The following is a 17,806-nucleotide window of genomic DNA, read 5'->3' as shown; positions in this document are numbered from 1 at the left end:
TTTCACGTAAATTTAGATAATTTTTACCAATAATATTAAGAAATCGCCTTTCAATGCTAAATAAGGGCGATTTTTTCTTTTGCTTTAAATGTCTAAGTGTTTGATATCTAAATATACTGAATTAAATTATTGCGAAAAATTTTTATATTATACTAATTTAAATATTGGGAACTTACTTTCTGTATTTGGTTGCATTTACTAATTTTGTGATACTATAAAAATACATAATATTTCACAAATATAGAATGTAATTTTCTGAAATTCTTAGATTATCAATAAATACGAGTAAGGAGAGGTTTAAATGAATCAATTTCTTCAGATGGGAGCAAATACAGTTTTAAGTTCTCCAAAAGGTACTGTAACAGTTAGCTACGATATGAGCAATTCAATTGATATATCCTTAACAGCTTTCCTTTTAACTGACTCAGGCAAGGTACAAGGAGACAGTGGAATTATTTTTTATAATCAGCCAAAGAGTTCTTCTGGTGAAGCTACGCTTATACCATCTGAGAATGTGGGCAATACAAAGGTACATAAAATTAATTTTGATATGAGTAAAGTTCCTGAAAGCATTACAAAAATTGCTATTACTCTTACAGAGGATAATAGTACAGGATTTTCAAATGTGAAAAATTTGAAGGCGGAGATATGTTCCGATAATACTATTATCCAATTAACCCCATTTAGTTTCGCAAATGAAAATGGAATCGTAGTATTAGAATTATATCTAAGGAATGGTCAGACAAAAGCAAGATCAATCTGGCGTGGATTTGATTCTGGTCTTAAAGGGTTATGTGAAAATTACGGTGTTGAGGTTGAACCTGATGAGCAAAACACGTCTTCTGATACTAAAACAATTAAAAAAGATATACCACAAGAACCTGATAAACCCCAAGCTGTACCTGAAAATAAGAAAAGACAAAACACATTGTCATCAATAAACCTTGAAAAAGTAAAGGGTAAGATAAGTCTGATCAAAGGTCAAAGGCCAGTTATCATTGATAAAACTCCAGAAATTACTGCTACGGTATCTTGGAAGACGGGTACAGATTATGATATATATGCTTTAGTCTATACAAAGGATGGTAAGCAGATAGATGTAGCTATGTTTGGGGCGAAAGGAACACCTCCACTCAGGAATTTTGGCAATGGAGCTGTCGAACATATGGGGGATGTTGGGAGAGATAGTCGATCAACAAAGACAGAAGTAATCAAATTAAGGTTAAATAATAATATTCTTGCAGTTGTTCCTGTGGTTTACTCTGCTCAGTCAAATGGAACAGGCTCATTTTACAGATACAAGGTGTCCATAAGTATAGATAATCATAATGGAACCTCTGTTACAATATTCGCCAAGAATGCAAATAATAATGATAGAATTTATTCCTGTGTTCCCGGAATACTTCATAATACGCAAGATGGAGTTATTATCAGCCCATTAGAGCTTTATAGTACACCGAATTCAGAACGTAGACCTAAACTTAGGATGGGGTCTTCAAATATGGTAGAAGTCATAATGGATAAAGGACCAATAAATGATTATAAGTAAGGTAGAAATATATAAATTTTGAATATAAAATTATAATCATTATATGTTTTAAGTGAAAGAAAGCATAGAAAGAAATACATAGAATTAGGGACAGGGTAAAAACAGTATAAAGGGAGTTTTGATATGGCTAACATTGTTTCTTTACAAAAAGGCGGTAATACGGTTCTATCAGAGAGTGGCAATCTCAGCGTGGAAGTACGATGGAGCTCTACATCTGTATTAGATGTAAGTTCTTTTTTAGTAGCTGCTGATGGCAAAGTTCCATCAGATGAGTACATGATATTTTATAACCAAGAAACCGATCCAGAACGAAGTGTTTGGTTGAAAGAAAATGACATGAATAAAGTAGTTTTTACTATTCAGCTAGAAAAGCTTTCTCCAACTATACAGCATTGTTTTTTTACAGCAACATTAGAAGGAAACTCAACATTTGATACTGTTCAAGGACTAAGTATCACAGTAAAGGGAACTCATGGGGAAGTTTGTTATCAAATCGATGATGCTACTGAAGAAAGAGCATTGGTTCTTGCAGAAGTATATCGACACCAATCAAAATTTAAATTTCGAGCGATTGGCAGAGGATTTAATGGCGGGTTAAAGCCATTAGCTGAATCGTATGGAGTAGAGGTTGAAGAGCCTGAAGTGCCGGAAGCTCCATCTGTTCCTCAAAATGAACCTGTTCAAGATGTTAATTTATCAAAAATTGATTTATTGAAAAGAAAAGTTTCCATTTCATTGGAAAAGAAGAAAATTGCACTTGAGAAATCACGTGTAGCAGTTGTTTTTGATGCATCAGGCTCTATGACACAGCTATACCGAAATGGGACCATTCAGCGTGCTTTTGAACGTGTGCTAGCTGTGGCTGCCTGCATGGACGATAATGGCGAATTAGATGTTTGGTTCTTTGGGTCTAAATTTATGAAAGCGAGAAGTGTAACAGAGAGAGATTTTGAGGATTATATTAAACAAACATATCCTGGACCTAAAATATTCGGTGGTCTAGGTATGGATAATAATGAGCCACCTGTTATGAAGGATATCATCCATCACTATGTAAAAAAGGAACCAAGAAAAGATATACCAGCATATATAATATTTTTTAGTGATGGTGGAATATATAAAGATAAAGAGATTGCAAAAATATTAGTGGATGCCTCTAAACGAAATCTATTCTGGCAATTTGTTGGGCTAGGAAATGCGAATTATGGAGTTCTTCGAAAGTTGGATAATTTACCAGGACGAAAAATTGATAATGCTAATTTTTTTGCCTTAGATGATTTAGATAAAATATCAGATGAAGAGCTATATAACCGTCTTCTAAATGAGTTTCCAATTTGGCTGAAGGAAGCAAGGAAAAAGGGGATTTTACATTGAAGTGAAGGGAACTGAGTAGTTAGCAAGGCTAGAATATAGATTAACCCAACCGGCTCAACTTCCATTCCGTTTATTATTTAAGAGATGATATCGTGCATTCCAATTAACAGAAAATAAAATGAAGAGACGACGACATATACTTTGTCATCGTCTCTCTTCTATTTATTATGTAAATCAAGGGGAATTTTAGGGATAAAGGAAATATTGACATTTTTATTTTAGACAACTAAGCTTATTGAAAAATAAATATATTAGGCTGAAGACATTTTATTGGCTATACAAAAAAGGTTGACTAGGGGGGAGCCAATGGGACTTATTAAATTAAATTGTCCAAATTGTAATGGAAAAATTGAATATAAAGAAGGGCAGCCATTCAAATGTCCTTTTTGTGAAACTGAATTAATGTTGAAGGAGAATAATGTCTATTATGTTGACCAGACGATCAATAATTATTATGGAACAACTCCTCCAAAAACAAACACACGTCCAAATACGAACTTAAAGGCGCTTCTAATTGTGCCAATCGTCATTATTTGTGCATTCTTTGGGTATTTACTTTTGAGTAATAATCAAACAGAATATGGTAACCATGAAAAAATACCTGTTCGAACTATGCCGGAAAGCGAAGTTCTTTTGTTCTTTTTAAAAGATATTTTTAATAAAGGTGAAGCGATGCCGACTAAAGAAGAAATAGCAAGTATCCGCTATTTAACTACCTACTATACTGATTATCAGTGGCATTTTGATTACAGCTTTGATGATCCTTTTACGAATAAGCAGGCTGAAATTTCAAACTATATTGTTATGGATAAGATATTAAATACTCAAAAAATCGAACAAAAGGACTTTGAAGCCTTTACTGGACTGACTGTATTGAAGTTCATGAATGATTATGAAATATCGCAGAGTGAAAAAGTAAGCTTTCGCCATCTGAAAAACTTAAAAAGCTATACAGGCAGCTTTAATGAATCATTTAGTAGAATTGCCGAATATTTTAGTGATAAGTCTAACGTTGTAGAGCTCTCTGTCCAAATTCGAAGTAATGATGAACTTGCATTATTATTAGAGTTTCCTAATCTTCAATCACTTGAAATTTCTTATTTGACCGAGACGGTTACAGACTTCCATCTGCTGAATCAACTGTCATTAAAATCATTGTCTTTAAGTTATACCAATGATTTAAAGTGGTTGTCTTCATTAACAGGTTTAGAGTCATTAGCAATAGATATGAGTGAGGCAACAGATTTTAGCGCGTTCTACTCACTGAATCAACTACAAGAATTGAAGCTTACATCGGTGAAAAATTTAAAAACGCTCGATTTTATACAAAACATGCCCAATCTGCAATCGCTAGATCTTGAAAATATGGATATTACGAATTTAGAGCGCCTTAGAGATAAGTCGTCATTAACTAAGCTGCGTTTATCTTCTCTTTATAAATTAGAGTTACTTGATATTATGAACAGCCTGACTTCTCTGACCGATTTATCGATAATTGGTTATAGTGGCGAAGTATCATCGATTGTAGCTCCTCATTTAAAAAAAGCGGAATTAACAAGTTCTTTCATTTCTAAGTTAGAGGCACCTGCATTAAAAAACTTGACTGTTTATATTAGAGGGTCTGAGTCGTATTTTAATGGAGCAGAATTATTAAAATACCCACAGCTAGAACAATTTACAGCTATGGAGTATAGCGATTTTACAGGTATTAGTGCCTTAAATCGTCTACCAAATCTACAAACATTAAATCTCAATGAGACATCTTTTTACGATGAAACGAGTGAGTTATTTAATTTACAGCATGTAAAAACGATAAATTGTTATGAGTGTAAGTTTCAATTTAATAGTAAAAACCCTTTTAACAACAACATACTGGAACAGTTAACATTGAATGATGTATCCTTCCAAGTAGGTAATGGTGACTGGTTGCATGAAGTTGATAAGGTTATGCCTTATTTTGCTGGCCTTTCTGCTCTACGCTCTTTCACAATGCAGGATAGCTCACTACAATCATTAAGTTTTATGGAAAATTGGCAACAAATTGAGATGCTTCATTTGGAAAATAACACGATTACAAATGTTGAGCCTTTAGTAAATCTGCCCAATTTGAAAAAACTATATCTTTTAGGCAATCAAGTGCAAAACAAGTCTGTTCTTGATAAAAGGATAATAATTTATTGAGGCTAACGTGCTTTTTTAAGACGTGATTGATCTATTGTGGAACTTAATGGCTGTTAAAGCGGTTTGTCAGATGAGCTTATGAAAAGAACTTAATCTATGGGATAATTCCTTGAATAAGAAAGTTTTAGAAAAAATTGATTCCCAAAAGGGAGCCATTCCTGATAAAAGGAGTGGCTTTAGGGTAAGCAAAAGGGAGTACATATCGTACCCCTTTTTTACAGCATAGTTGATTACATAATTTTGATAAAATTTAACTTTTCTACCGATTTAGTAGGTGCGAATTTGATGAATTCATTTCCTGTTACTGACTTTTTAGTGAATGGTTCTAGTTCCTTTTCTTCGTACCAAATTCCATCCAATTCAATAATTAGATATTCTGAATTTGAGTGCACTACAGCTGTGTTGTAACCTAATGCATCATAAATAGCCTGACTCGCATAAACTGTTGAGATATAATTATCTGGTCTTCTAGTAAAGGTATCGTGTTTCTTCTCTAATGGTGCAATTACTTTCCCAATTTGGCTAGAAAATGCTGAAACATAGTAGGATGCGGCATAGTACTTAGCTAAAGTATCAAAAGAAATACCTAAGTTAATTGCCTCTCCATATACTGTTTTAAACTTATGAGCTTTCATATTCTCCTCATTACGTGATGCGGGGTTTGTTCGGTCAGTTATTATAGTAATCTCATTGTTCATTAACCGTTCTAATATCTCTAGTTCAAATTCATCATTTTGATTATCCGGTTTTATATCACCATATGTCTTACCAGTTAGTACTTTATCTACGTAATTTATTACTTGGTCATAGTCCTTTTGAGAACCAACATTGTATGTGTGGTTTTTATAGGATGTCATTATAATTTCGCCTGTATATTCTTTACTGAGTTCACCCTTAGGTCCTAGATAATCTTCAATAACCGTACCTCCGCTATTAAACGTCGATCCAAGGCGCTTAAACACTTTAAAGGCATGAAATTCGAATATTTTAGAAGTGTCAAATTCACCATATAAATTAGAGTAATCGTATTTTGTATGCTCAAACTTTGGTGCTGTGGGGTTAGGTGGGGTTGTCACTGTACTGTACTCGGTTGGATTATTGAGTGTGTCCTTTAGTTGCCCCTCTTTGACTGCATCGTTGTAACGACCTATGAATGCCACGATGTGCGCTCTTGCAAGTTTTGTGTCTGTTCCAAAATTTTCTAGTGTTTGTCCTCTAGATGAATTACCTCCTGTTGTAAGCCCATTTGCATACATGAAATCCACTGCTTGCTGAAGCGTTACTGATTTTCCATAATGCATTGAAACTAATGCTTGTGCCATTTGACCACGTGTCACTTGTTTTTTAGCAAAGTTGGCATTGGATGTAGAACCCTTTGTCATGATACCGTGTATGTTAGCGAAATGATACTCCACATACGCGAAGTTTGTAGCTGTCTTGTCCTTCATTGCCATTTTGGCAGATTCAAATTGGGTTCCATCACGGTAACGGAGCATAACATTTAGCATTTGGTATTCCGTTAGGCTTCCATATGGGTCTATCCAATTTCCTACCCCTTTTGATGGCTGTGAAGGATGTTTTTGATTCTGATAACCTGTAATAAGACCTTGGTCAATTGCCCACTTCATATCCTTTGCCCAATACGCATTTGAATCATAGTCTTTGTACTTATCTACAGATAATCTCTGTGTTTGTTGGACTACTGTTTGTTTGGATTCCTGATTGTTCTGTAATGCTTTTAACTCAGGATCAGAGTAGTTCCTTGGCGAATTGTCACCTGTCACCCAATTTGGACTTGAAAAGATTTCATATCCTCTTTCTAAAACACCCTCAGTAATATAAATTATTCCATCATCTTCAGGTTCTGTTGTTCCTGCAATGCTTAAAGGTTTATTTGAAGCAGCCTTTGTTTCTTTTTCATCGATTTGTAAAAACAAACTTACTACTATTGAGCTCAGTATTATACCTTTTATACTAAAGTTAATATATCTGTTATAAGACATTATTATCCCTCCAATAATTTCATTTTATAAAGTTTTAGGGATAATGTAAATGTATATTTAAAGCGTTAAATAGTATAAAACTCTCTGTTTATATAGGTGTAAAGTTGTGTATCTTATGTTTTGAAATTATGAGGATGTGACTTGTGAATAAAGAGGAAATACTGAAATTTTATAATTAGATAAAATAATTAAAGAATAGTTATTAACAAAAAAGGTTTTATGATCTATTTATAGAAATTTGTATCTATATGAAATTTTTTTTACAGAGGGGATGTAAAAAAGAAAAGGAGAAATAAATGGAATAGAGATTAAAAATTTGTTTAGGAAAAACGAGCACTTAATAGTAGCTTCACAGATAATGGAGAGGTTATATAGTGAAATTTGCTTAAACGTGGAGTAAAATATAACCACTAAAAGACTAGATAAAGTTTATTTAATATCAGAATTGATTTAAACTATTTATTTAAATTAACAGAGCTAATTTCAATCGAAATAGGCTCTGTTTCTATTTGATTGGGCGATAAGTGCTGTTTTTTGTTGATGTAAATAAGCCGATTTAATAACTAAAATCGGCTTTTCCTCAGATGTTTAATTTTTTTGAAGTTCGATTTGGACACGACCGCTTCCTTTTAAATATTGCTCATAGCGTGCAATCTGCAGTTTAATTGGCTTAGTTGGAAGTCTTTCAACATTCTCCATATCAAATTGCTGCCCAATTAGCATATAGTTTTCGTACTCTGAAATCCAAGTACTATTTGAGTAATAAATATTCCCATTTGCATCCTCTAAATGGCTAAATACTCCTTTATGCTCTTTCTTTTTATATGGGGAAATTTTATATTGAATTTCAAAGTTATCTTTTATTTCAAGCTCTATATTTATATTCTCAGGCTGACTTATAATTTTTTTCTTGTCAAAATCGACTATGATAAAATCATCAGCTTTATCAATTGCTTCAATTTCTCGCAGTTCAAATGTTATGCTTTTGGGGATGCGGAAATAATTACTTTCAAGCATAATACTAAATTTCTCATCTTCATAGTTACCAAATCCGACGACACCATTTTTAATTTTTCCCCATTCTTCTTGATGTTCATCATAGATGCGAATATCCTCAAAGCTTAGTATTTTCTTGGAATTTTTCGGGTCAATCGACATTTTTAGCTCAGAACGAATGGGAGAAATAATAAGCTCATGGATTGTCATGCGTTGCCCATCTATAATAACTTGTTTGTTGACAGTATAATGTTTGGATGCTTTCACATCATTTTTTAGTGTAAAGGGAATTTCAAATACTGTCTCAGGGTGGTCACTCAGCGATAATGTCAGCTTAAAATCCTTAGATGAATAGTCCATGCCTTGGCTGGCGACAACATTAATTGTATTTTCCATTTCATATGTTCCTTTAGGCTGTGCTGCAAAGCTACTACCAACGGTTGCCCTTATTTGTTCACCTTTTTGTTTAACTTCGGTTATTATGCCTTTGAAAATCGCTAAATCCTCATCTGAATTTAGCTTATAGGAAATAATCATTCCAGATTCATCTGCTACAACGCCTGTAATCGTAAGTGTTTTACCGTTAATGGTTTGGCTCGCATTTATATGCTCATAATATTCGTTGCTGACTATATCCTCAATTCCTTTATCGAAGGCAATCATTTCAACAAGTGGCTTTAATCCTGGGATTTGTGCAACAGCTTGTGCAAGAGCAGGAGATACCCGAATAGATCCAATAAAGGCAATCATTATAAAGGCAACAGTGATTGCTAATTGTAAAAGTCGCTTATAGCGAGTTCTTTGTTTTAATCGTTTATAAGCGCGAAATTGTGATTCGGGTTGTAATGTGTCCATTGGCACTGATTCAAGTAATTCCTCATATCTTTTTTGCTGCTCTTTGTCAAATGGATTCATGAAAAGCCCCCCTCTCCTAATAGTTGACGAAGCTTCTTTAATGTTTTATGTAATCTAGACTTTACAGTACCCTCAGGAATATTTTGAAGGGTTGCAATCTCACTGTTTTTTAAATCCCTAAAGTACTTCAAATGAATAAGCTCCTGCTGCTCAATGGGTAGCTGTGAAATGACATCATTTAGTTCAAATAGCTCTGTCATATACTGAGACTGCTCCAATACATTATTGGTTATGAATGTTTGCTTTTGTTGTCGCTTCATCATTAGACATGTATTAATAACAACTCGAACGAGCCATGTTTTAAAATATTGAGGCGTTTGAACTTTATGAATGTTTTTTAGGCATTGATATGTCATCTCCTGTAAAGCATCATTGGCATCATGCTCATTTCGCATATAGCTATAGGCAACTCGATACATAGACTCTTTATATAAACTTAAAAGTTGAAGTTGAGCAGCTTCATTTCCATTAATTGCATGTTTGGCAAGTTCGCTTTCGTTCATCTCCATGCCTCCTTTACTGATTAGATGCACCAATTAAATAAATCGTTCATTTTATTTTGAAAAATTAAAAATGATAAGGTAATATTTTAGAAGACTCAATAAATGAATTGTCGAAAAATTTTTATAAATATAGCATTTGTCTTAGTTTAGTGAGTACCCAGCTTTGACGAAGAAAGTTTTTCTATCTTTTTTATGTGCTACTGTAAAATTAAAAATGTTGCTAAAGAGGTACATAACCGTGAATTCACCATTGACTACTTTTATCACACTTGTTTGTACGTCAGGCGTATTAAATTTGTATCTTAGTGGATATGTCTTTTTTAAACGCCACAATTTTACGAAGATTGCTCAATTATTTATTTGTAATACACTTTTGATAGCCATTTACTGTTTTGCATCTGCTTTTGGTTTAATGTCTACTGCACTAAATGAAATAAAGTTTTGGACAGTTATTCAATATGTAGGAATGGCATTTTCACCTGCAATTGGATTATTGTTTATCATGCAGTACGTGGGCATAAATTTAAATAGGAAAATGTTTATTTCATTACTGATTATTCCTTTTATTAGCCTGCTATCAGTTGCAACGAATGATATTCATCATTTTCATTATAGAGTGTTTGAAATAGACCCAAATTTGGGAGCACCCTACGTTTATCAGGAGATAGGTATTTGGTATATAGTTCACGGTATATTTACGTTTGCCAGTATGTTTCTAGCATTTTTATTAGTGCTCTCTCATTGGAAGGAAACGACGAAGGTATATCGTCCACAATTAATTTCGCTAATGTTTAGCCAGCTTGTTCCAATAATAACGGCATTTGTTTATTTAATTGGATTAACTCCTCCAGGATTTGATCCAGTCCCAATGGTTTTATGGATTTCCTCACTGTTATATCTATGGTCAATTAGCTCATCGCGTTTATTTAGAATTATGCCTATTACGAAAAATACGATATTTAATAATATAAATGATGGGGTTATGGTGCTAGATGAATCCAAGCGATTAATTGAATTTAACGAAGCCTGTCAGAGGATGTTTCCGAAGCTGAACCGCACCATGTATGGCATGGACTTTGTGAAGGTCTGGTTTGAACTATCCGAGAAAAATATCCCCTTTCATATTGATATAACGGAAGGGGCAAAAGAATTTCAGCTAGATCTAACTATTTCAGAAAACCTTTCACGGACCTATCAGCTTCGCCTCTCATCGATGCAACAGACGAACAGTAGAAATGGAATGCTATTGATTTTTACTGATATTACGGAGCTTAAAAATCTACAAAAAAAATTAGAGCATCAGGCATATTATGATGAACTAACCCAAGTTTTTAATCGTCGAGCTTTTTTTCAGTATTGTACGGAGGGTTTTTTGGAGGCCAAGAAAGATCAAACAGCCTTTACTGTCGTTTTAATGGATATTGACTATTTTAAAAAAGTAAATGATACGTATGGCCATGCTGTTGGTGATCAAGTACTTATTCATGTAGCACAGACTATTCAAAATCAATTGAAAGAGCGGGGTCTTTTTGCTCGATATGGAGGCGAGGAGTTCGTTCTTGCATTCAATGGATTAACATTACTAGAGGGAGAAGCGATAGCTAATGAGCTCCGTTCCTATGTGGCATCACAGCCTCTTGAAACGCTGGGAGAATTGATTACAATTTCGTTAAGCTGTGGTGTTGCAGAAGCAATAACCGAGGAAGAGGAAACACTTTATCAGCTCCTCCATAAAGCTGATATGGCTTTATATTGTGCCAAGCAAGAAGGACGTAATCGTGTACATGTGTATAGAGAACCTATTAAGCCTGAAATGTAACAGCATTTCAGGCTTTAATATATGTATTGATGTCTAAATCTTAGCTGTTAATAAATAAAATAGCATTTGCTAGTGCAAACTTTAGATGAAAAGTCATCAAACGAATGATCATGACTTTTCAAAAAATCAATGAAGGATGGTAGTCAAATATGAAAACAAATCATACCAATGCAACGCAATATGTGAAGACATTACAAGCAAACCAAAATCGTCAACAGCAGGAGGAATTTGGTTCTGAGTTTGAAATCGATACGGCTTCAGCACAAGTAAACAACTTTGCCGAAACCCTAGGAAAAACAGATATCAAACAGCCAGTAAGTGAACGTACGGCGTGGCACTAGTTTCTATTTGACAACTATTCAAAACATTGAGATGGAGAACTAAGGTCTAGGCCTTAGTTCTTTTATTTGAGTTAACCTTATAATAGAAAATCTTTGGAGAGATTGATCTCAAAATATCCTATTAAATTTTTGTAACATTATTAAATATCCAGAGTTATTTAAGTAGGGAGGTGAAAAGACATGGACTTTGATGAAATCTACCAAAAATATTTTCAGGACGTTTATTTATATCTGAAATCATTGAGTCATAGCGATGTTATAGCTGAAGAAATTACCCAGGAAACTTTTTTTAAAGCATTAAAGAATATTGAAAGTTTTGATGGTTCTAAGGATATTCGAGCTTGGCTCTTTATAATTGCTAAAAATACATATTTCACTTATTACAAAAAGAAGAAAAAGCAAATTGATTCTGATTTAAATAAGACAACTAAAACAGGCGTCCATTTTGTGAAGCATTTAATGAATGAAGAGGATGCATTTGCAGTTCATCAGTTTCTACATTCAATGAAGGAACCATACAAGGAAGTCTTTTCACTACGAACCTTTGGGGAGCTATCCTTTGATAAAATTGGGAGGCTTTTTGGTAAAAGCGCGGGATGGGCTAGGGTAACCTTTTACAGGGCTAGAAAGCAAATACTAGAGTATATGGAGGCAATCAATCATGACAGAGATTAAGTGCACAATTATTCAAGATATTCTACCTCTTTATGTTGATGAGGTGGTTAGTCAGGATACCAAAGAAATGATTGAGAAGCATTTAAAGCATTGTGAAAAATGTCAGTTAGAATACCAGCAAATGAAGCATGAAATGTATATTCCTGAAGAGACTAAAGTGACTCTCTTTAAAAGGATTAATAAGAAATGGCGTAAGAAAAAAATAATCGTTTCAGGTGTCTCGTCTATCATCACGGCCTTAATTTTATTAGGTGTATTTGAGTACGTCTTTCATTATGAAACGCTAATTCCATATTCAGGGGATATCGTGAAAATTGAAAATAACGAAGATAAAACATTATTTGCCTATTACTATGGTAAAAGCTATGCAAGTGTTAACGTAACTCATCCTATGCTCCTAGAAATAGATGGCGAGAAAAAGAATATAAGCTTTATTTATTATAATAAAACAATTGCAGCTTCGCCTACTCGACAGCTTATTAATAATGGAAAAGCACGCGATGAGCAGAATTTTACTTTTGAATTTCCTGAAGCTGAAGAAATAGATGCTGTGTACTATGCGGAATATGATATTGAAAAAATAGCAGTTAATAAGGATTCTTGGAATAATATTTTAAAAGATGCTGTTCTAATTTGGGAAAAAAAGCAATAAAACTCTTACAAATCATTTTCCTGCATATTTTCTATCCATTTTAAAAATACTATGTCTAGGTAACTTATTGAATGGTTAAGAAAGGGAGAGGTAAAATTGGCAAAGCACTCTGATACAAGCTGGAAGCAGGATCATCCTAGTACTTTATTTAGCAACTCTGTCCAAAAGGCAGAACGTTTATTAAAGCATGCAAAATCACACCCTGAGGAAATAGCTATCGAACATGCATTTGATCAAATAGACCATGCAGAAAATGCGTATATGAATGCACATCAATATGGGGAGCATTTGGATACTGTACAGCAAAATAAAGTGTACCTAGAGCAAATCAAACGGCAACTACATGACATGAAAGATAATGTAAAAAAGCAGTAGAGCATTTGTTCCTTCATCGTCAGGCAGATTAAAAATGGCTTAAGCTCTAGACTTAAGCCATTTCCTGTTGAAAATCAGCACCAAACAATTATCTCATTGGGTGTGGTTTGAGCCGGAATACTTCTTGTTGTAGCACCATAGATGACAATTAGGTTTCGATTAGCGGGATTTCTAGAAAAAGGCTGCCCATTTTTAAGCAAGATAACCGTAGATGGAGAGAGATTTAATTGTAGTTGACCATCACTGCTCATCAAATGGTTATCAAAAAAGTCAACTTTTACATTTTGGTAATTACTTTCCTTTACAATAATAAGAGCTCGATATTGTGGCGGGTATATCATAGGTACAGGAGCGTCCCCATCATAGTAGCCTGTAACCCAATCACCAGGTCTGACTATTTCCTGATTAACAAAGTAAGTAGAGGGAGAAATGACAAAATTGACAACGCCCCCAGCACCATCTTCTACAGTTAAAAGTTTATAGCATCCCTCAGCATCCCTATTTTGTCCAACAGGAAAATCATTAATTTGTGTAACAATTCCACGAAAAGATTTAAAATTTACCATAACCATTCCTTTCGAATTAACAATCATATTAGCTTATGTAAAAATCTCTATATAGATGACAAGGAAAAAATTGCTCTTTCATTAGTAAAAATCTATTTATCTATATAAGCTTGTCCTATATTATAGGAAAAGAATGTTTTTATCAGAAAAGGGGGAGCTTATGAAGTGGATTTCTAAAAATAATAAAAAACCAATTTTATTATTTAGCATGATAATAATTGTCATTGCTGGTTTACTCGATCTCAAATACGAGGGGTTATTTTTCCGTATACTACCTGAATCAATACAACAAAATTTATCTACTTTCTTTAATAAGTAAAAACAGACGAAAAATAAAAATAACACTAGTAAATTTTGAGAAAATTCGGTATATTTAAATGTGGAGTGGGGCTAGTACAAAAACAAGACTGGTTCCCTATTTTTATGTTATTATATAGATATAATAATAAATATGACTTATTTATATGAAAGCGCTAACCATTTTTAGGTCAAGTATTCCAAAATACATGAATTTTAATGGATGCTTTTAATTATGTATTTGTCCGTTTTTTTCTTGAATTATGAAGGGAATGGCTCGAAATATGCCGTTAAATCTCATATAAATAGTTGATATTTTAATCTTCAAGTAATTGTGATAAACTGCAATAAGGTAATAATTGATACAGAAAAGGTGTGCTCCTAGGTCGCTCCATGGCTTGCTTTGACATCTAAGCGGAGTGCTTACATCCTTTCTGCAAATCTTAACATATAAGGAAGGTAAAAATGAGTAACAGACAAATTAAATCAGATGTTATCTTAATTGGTGCCGGAATCATGAGTGCGACTTTGGGGACATTGCTCAAAGAATTAGCACCAGATTGGAAAATTACAGTGTTTGAGAAGCTCGATAAAGCCGGTGAAGAAAGTTCTCAAGAATTGAACAATGCGGGAACTGGGCATGCTGCACTATGTGAGCTTAACTACACTTCAGAGAAAAAAGACGGATCAATCGATATCAGCAAAGCGATTAACGTTAATGAGCAGTTCCATGTTTCAAGACAGTTTTGGTCTTATCTTGTAAACAATAAATTGATCAATAACCCACAAGACTTCATTATGCCTTTGCCACATATGAGCTTAGTACAAGGGAAAGAAAATGTTGAGTTCCTAAAAAAACGTCATGAAACAATGACGAAAAATCCTTTATTCCAAGGCATGGAATTTTCTGATGACCCAGAAAAACTAAAGGAATGGATTCCTCTTATTATGCAAGACCGTTCTGCAAATGAAGCTATTGCTGCAACAAAAATTGACACTGGTACAGACGTTAACTTTGGTGCTTTAACACGTATGTTATTTGATCACTTAAAAACAAAAGATGTAGATATTAACTACAACCACAGTGTTGAAAGTTTAAAACAAGCAAGCGATGGAACATGGGAAGTACGTGTACATGATTTAGATGGATGCAAAATGGAATATCATTCAGCAAAATTTGTCTTCCTTGGAGCTGGTGGTGGAAGCCTAGAATTACTACAAAAATCAGGTATTCCTGAAGGGAAACATATTGGCGGATTCCCTATCAGTGGATTATTCTTAGCATGTAAAAATCAAGAAGTTGCTGACCAGCATCATGCAAAAGTGTACGGAAAAGCAAAAGTTGGTGCTCCACCAATGTCAGTTCCACATCTTGATACACGTTATATTGATAACAAAAAATCATTATTATTTGGACCATTTGCAGGGTTCTCACCTAAGTTCTTAAAAACAGGTTCAAATATGGACTTATTTGCTTCTGTAAAACCACATAATATCACAACTCTATTAGCGGCAGGCGTTAAAGAGATGGGATTAACTAAATATTTAATCCAACAGCTTATGCTTTCAAAAGAGCAGCGCATGGATGAGTTACGTGACTTCATCCCAAATGCGAATAGCGATGATTGGGATATCATTGTTGCTGGACAACGTGTACAAGTAATTAAAGACACAGAAGCTGGTGGTAAAGGTACGCTTCAATTCGGTACGGAAGTTGTAAGCGCTTCTGATGGATCAATTGCAGCTTTACTTGGAGCTTCACCAGGTGCTTCTACGGCTGTTCACGTTATGCTTGAGGTACTCAATAAATGTTTCCCTCAACAAATCAAAGAATGGGAGCCGAAAATTAAAGAAATGATTCCATCTTATGGCTTATCATTAGCACAAAATCCAGAGCTCCTTAAAGAGATTAATGAAACAACTGATAAAGCACTTGCTTTAAAATAAATACTTGGAGACAGCAGATGTAAAGCAACATTTGGACAACCGTTTCCATAGCATAGAATCTTCAATCTAATTAGGGATTGGGGATTCTATTTTTTTATAGAAAAAAGCTGTAATATAATCAATTATTTCTATTATATTAGAATGAACTGTAAATAATGACAAATTTACAAATATTTAATACAAAAGTTGAATGAGCAACATTATTTCGGAGAAGTATTCAACATTTAGGGTGCTAATTAAAGATGGAAAATACCTTAAATACTTATATAGTCTTTCATTAACTCGCCAGCTGATGCTATAAATCTTATGGACCGTTGTTTTCGCTAAAGTTGTTACCTATACTTTTCATAAAGAAAGGAATGGGGCAGATGATTAATTTAAAAAATATCGGGAAATTTCATGATCTTCCAGAAAAGGCAATGCATATTTACAACGGAAATGTTCCTGCATTACAGCTTGCTATTGAAGAGGGCTGGGATATTGAAGAGGATATTATATTGAGTCCACATATCTCATTAAGTCCATTAGATTTGTCGCTAAGGTTGCAGAGACTGAATGTTATAAAGCTACTAGTAGAGCATGGCGTCAATTTGAATATTAAAAGTAATCCAGCTTTTTTGGTAGCCGTTCGTTATTGTAAAGAAGATGTAGTGCGTTATATTGTAAAGCATGGAGCGAAGCTAGACATGCGTAATCAGGTCGGCTCTGGCGCCTATTCACAGGCCTACTATGGTAATAAAAATAATATCCCACTTATTCATGAGCTAGGTCTGGATATAAGACAGTACGGTGGTCCAGTATTGCGTCAGGCTGTGTCGAATCATGATATGAAGACAATTACATATTTACTCGATCAAGGGGTGAACATTAATTATAATAAATCGGATATGGTTTATCCTTATCAAGCAACTCCATTAACTGTGGCAACAAGAATGGGGAATCTAACAATGGTGAAATACTTGGTTGAACGAGGCGCAAACGTTACTTTAGCTGAAAAGGATGGTGAGCGTCCATATACGATTGCGGTTGGCAATAAAAATACTATTTTGGCTGACTATTTAAAAGTATTGGAGCCAGCTCAGCTTCATGATTTAGAGAACAAAAAATATGAACTAAAGAAATATAAAATGAGTAATGAACTGATTGGCTTTCTTACGGGAGATAAGCTACGACTTGATCTAGATACCAATGATTATGACATTAGATATATCGACTTTTTCACACTAACAGATACTATTGAAATGAAGATTGACCGTCAAAAGCTACTGTGTTTGTCAGCACATGTAGACAATTATTCTGATTTACAAATAGTATGGAATCCAAAGAGAAGAGGGCAAATAGGCTGCTATGATGTGGAGCATCAAGAGTATGCTGATTTGTGTAGCTTTAAAGAATTTCTTGTAAAGCCTGAAACATACCTTATCAATTTTCTTGAAGGAGAGCTGTAAATTTATCACTCTGTTTGTGAGAATCCCATCTTTTATTATCAAACAAAAGATGGGCTCATAGTGTTGAAAAACTAAATGGTCAAAGGACTCTTTGTGAACACTACTAAGTCAAATGAAGGTGATTTCCGTTCCAGGCTACTCGCTTTGTCGCTGACGCTTCGCTTT

At 34.1% G+C, this 17,806-nt stretch carries 15 protein-coding genes; 11 read left to right on the top strand and 4 right to left on the bottom strand.

Annotated features, from left to right (window positions below; genetic code table 11):
• Nucleotides 1–301 precede the first annotated feature (301 nt).
• The 3 genes from AC1RNS_RS25350 (at nt 302) to AC1RNS_RS25340 (ending at nt 5,104) form a co-directional block, all read left to right on the top strand.
• Nucleotides 302–1,549, top strand: coding sequence for a TerD family protein (locus AC1RNS_RS25350; RefSeq protein WP_492996607.1), 1,248 nt, complete (start codon nt 302–304; stop codon nt 1,547–1,549).
• 123 nt (nt 1,550–1,672) lie between these two features.
• Nucleotides 1,673–2,923, top strand: a complete 1,251-nt coding sequence (locus AC1RNS_RS25345) for a vWA domain-containing protein (protein ID WP_492996606.1) — start codon at nt 1,673–1,675, stop codon at nt 2,921–2,923.
• Between the two features lie 306 nt (nt 2,924–3,229).
• Nucleotides 3,230–5,104 (top strand): leucine-rich repeat domain-containing protein, encoded by a 1,875-nt coding sequence (locus AC1RNS_RS25340; RefSeq protein ID WP_492996605.1) that lies wholly within the window; start codon nt 3,230–3,232, stop codon nt 5,102–5,104.
• 230 nt (nt 5,105–5,334) lie between these two features.
• On the opposite strand, the gene AC1RNS_RS25335 is transcribed toward AC1RNS_RS25340, so the two are convergent.
• The 3 genes from AC1RNS_RS25335 to AC1RNS_RS25325 all read right to left on the bottom strand — a co-directional run bounded on the left by AC1RNS_RS25335 (nt 5,335) and on the right by AC1RNS_RS25325 (nt 9,521).
• Complete coding sequence (locus AC1RNS_RS25335) at nt 5,335–7,107, bottom strand: hypothetical protein (RefSeq protein WP_492996604.1); 1,773 nt, start codon at nt 7,105–7,107, stop codon at nt 5,335–5,337.
• 588 nt (nt 7,108–7,695) lie between these two features.
• The gene (locus AC1RNS_RS25330) at nt 7,696–9,018 is read right to left on the bottom strand and encodes a DUF4179 domain-containing protein (RefSeq protein WP_492996603.1); all 1,323 of its coding nucleotides are present in this window, start codon (nt 9,016–9,018) and stop codon (nt 7,696–7,698) included.
• Nucleotides 9,015–9,521: a sigma-70 family RNA polymerase sigma factor gene (locus tag AC1RNS_RS25325; protein WP_492996602.1), complete on the bottom strand. Its 507-nt coding sequence runs from the start codon at nt 9,519–9,521 to the stop codon at nt 9,015–9,017. Before AC1RNS_RS25325 ends, AC1RNS_RS25330 begins: the two co-directional genes overlap by 4 nt.
• A gap of 238 nt (nt 9,522–9,759) precedes the next feature.
• Between AC1RNS_RS25325 and AC1RNS_RS25320 the strand changes: the two genes are divergently transcribed.
• The 5 genes from AC1RNS_RS25320 (at nt 9,760) to AC1RNS_RS25300 (ending at nt 13,383) form a co-directional block, all read left to right on the top strand.
• Nucleotides 9,760–11,340 (top strand): histidine kinase N-terminal 7TM domain-containing diguanylate cyclase, encoded by a 1,581-nt coding sequence (locus AC1RNS_RS25320; protein WP_492996601.1) that lies wholly within the window; start codon nt 9,760–9,762, stop codon nt 11,338–11,340.
• Between the two features lie 149 nt (nt 11,341–11,489).
• Entirely contained in the window at nt 11,490–11,681 is a 192-nt protein-coding gene (locus tag AC1RNS_RS25315; protein WP_492996600.1) for a hypothetical protein, read from the top strand.
• Nucleotides 11,682–11,861: 180 nt separating this feature from the next.
• Nucleotides 11,862–12,356, top strand: coding sequence for an RNA polymerase sigma factor (locus tag AC1RNS_RS25310; protein ID WP_492996599.1), 495 nt, complete (start codon nt 11,862–11,864; stop codon nt 12,354–12,356).
• Entirely contained in the window at nt 12,343–13,008 is a 666-nt protein-coding gene (locus tag AC1RNS_RS25305) for a zf-HC2 domain-containing protein (protein WP_492996598.1), read from the top strand. Before AC1RNS_RS25310 ends, AC1RNS_RS25305 begins: the two co-directional genes overlap by 14 nt.
• A gap of 96 nt (nt 13,009–13,104) precedes the next feature.
• Entirely contained in the window at nt 13,105–13,383 is a 279-nt protein-coding gene (locus AC1RNS_RS25300) for a hypothetical protein (RefSeq protein WP_492996597.1), read from the top strand.
• Between the two features lie 74 nt (nt 13,384–13,457).
• Here AC1RNS_RS25300 and AC1RNS_RS25295 read toward each other — a convergent pair whose 3' ends face one another.
• Nucleotides 13,458–13,949 (bottom strand): hypothetical protein, encoded by a 492-nt coding sequence (locus AC1RNS_RS25295; RefSeq protein WP_492996596.1) that lies wholly within the window; start codon nt 13,947–13,949, stop codon nt 13,458–13,460.
• Between the two features lie 160 nt (nt 13,950–14,109).
• Here AC1RNS_RS25295 and AC1RNS_RS25290 point away from each other — a divergent pair, with 160 nt between their 5' ends.
• The 3 genes from AC1RNS_RS25290 (at nt 14,110) to AC1RNS_RS25280 (ending at nt 17,641) form a co-directional block, all read left to right on the top strand.
• Complete coding sequence (locus tag AC1RNS_RS25290) at nt 14,110–14,268, top strand: hypothetical protein (protein ID WP_492996595.1); 159 nt, start codon at nt 14,110–14,112, stop codon at nt 14,266–14,268.
• 443 nt (nt 14,269–14,711) lie between these two features.
• Complete coding sequence (locus AC1RNS_RS25285) at nt 14,712–16,193, top strand: malate:quinone oxidoreductase (RefSeq protein WP_492996594.1); 1,482 nt, start codon at nt 14,712–14,714, stop codon at nt 16,191–16,193.
• 368 nt (nt 16,194–16,561) lie between these two features.
• The gene (locus AC1RNS_RS25280; RefSeq protein WP_492996593.1) at nt 16,562–17,641 is read left to right on the top strand and encodes an ankyrin repeat domain-containing protein; all 1,080 of its coding nucleotides are present in this window, start codon (nt 16,562–16,564) and stop codon (nt 17,639–17,641) included.
• Nucleotides 17,642–17,806 lie beyond the last annotated feature (165 nt).

It is taken from the genome of Lysinibacillus sp. GW821-FHT14F06 (assembly GCF_058803665.1).
Note: the sequence above shows the minus strand (reverse complement) of the source record. Positions and strands in the feature narration are given on the sequence as shown.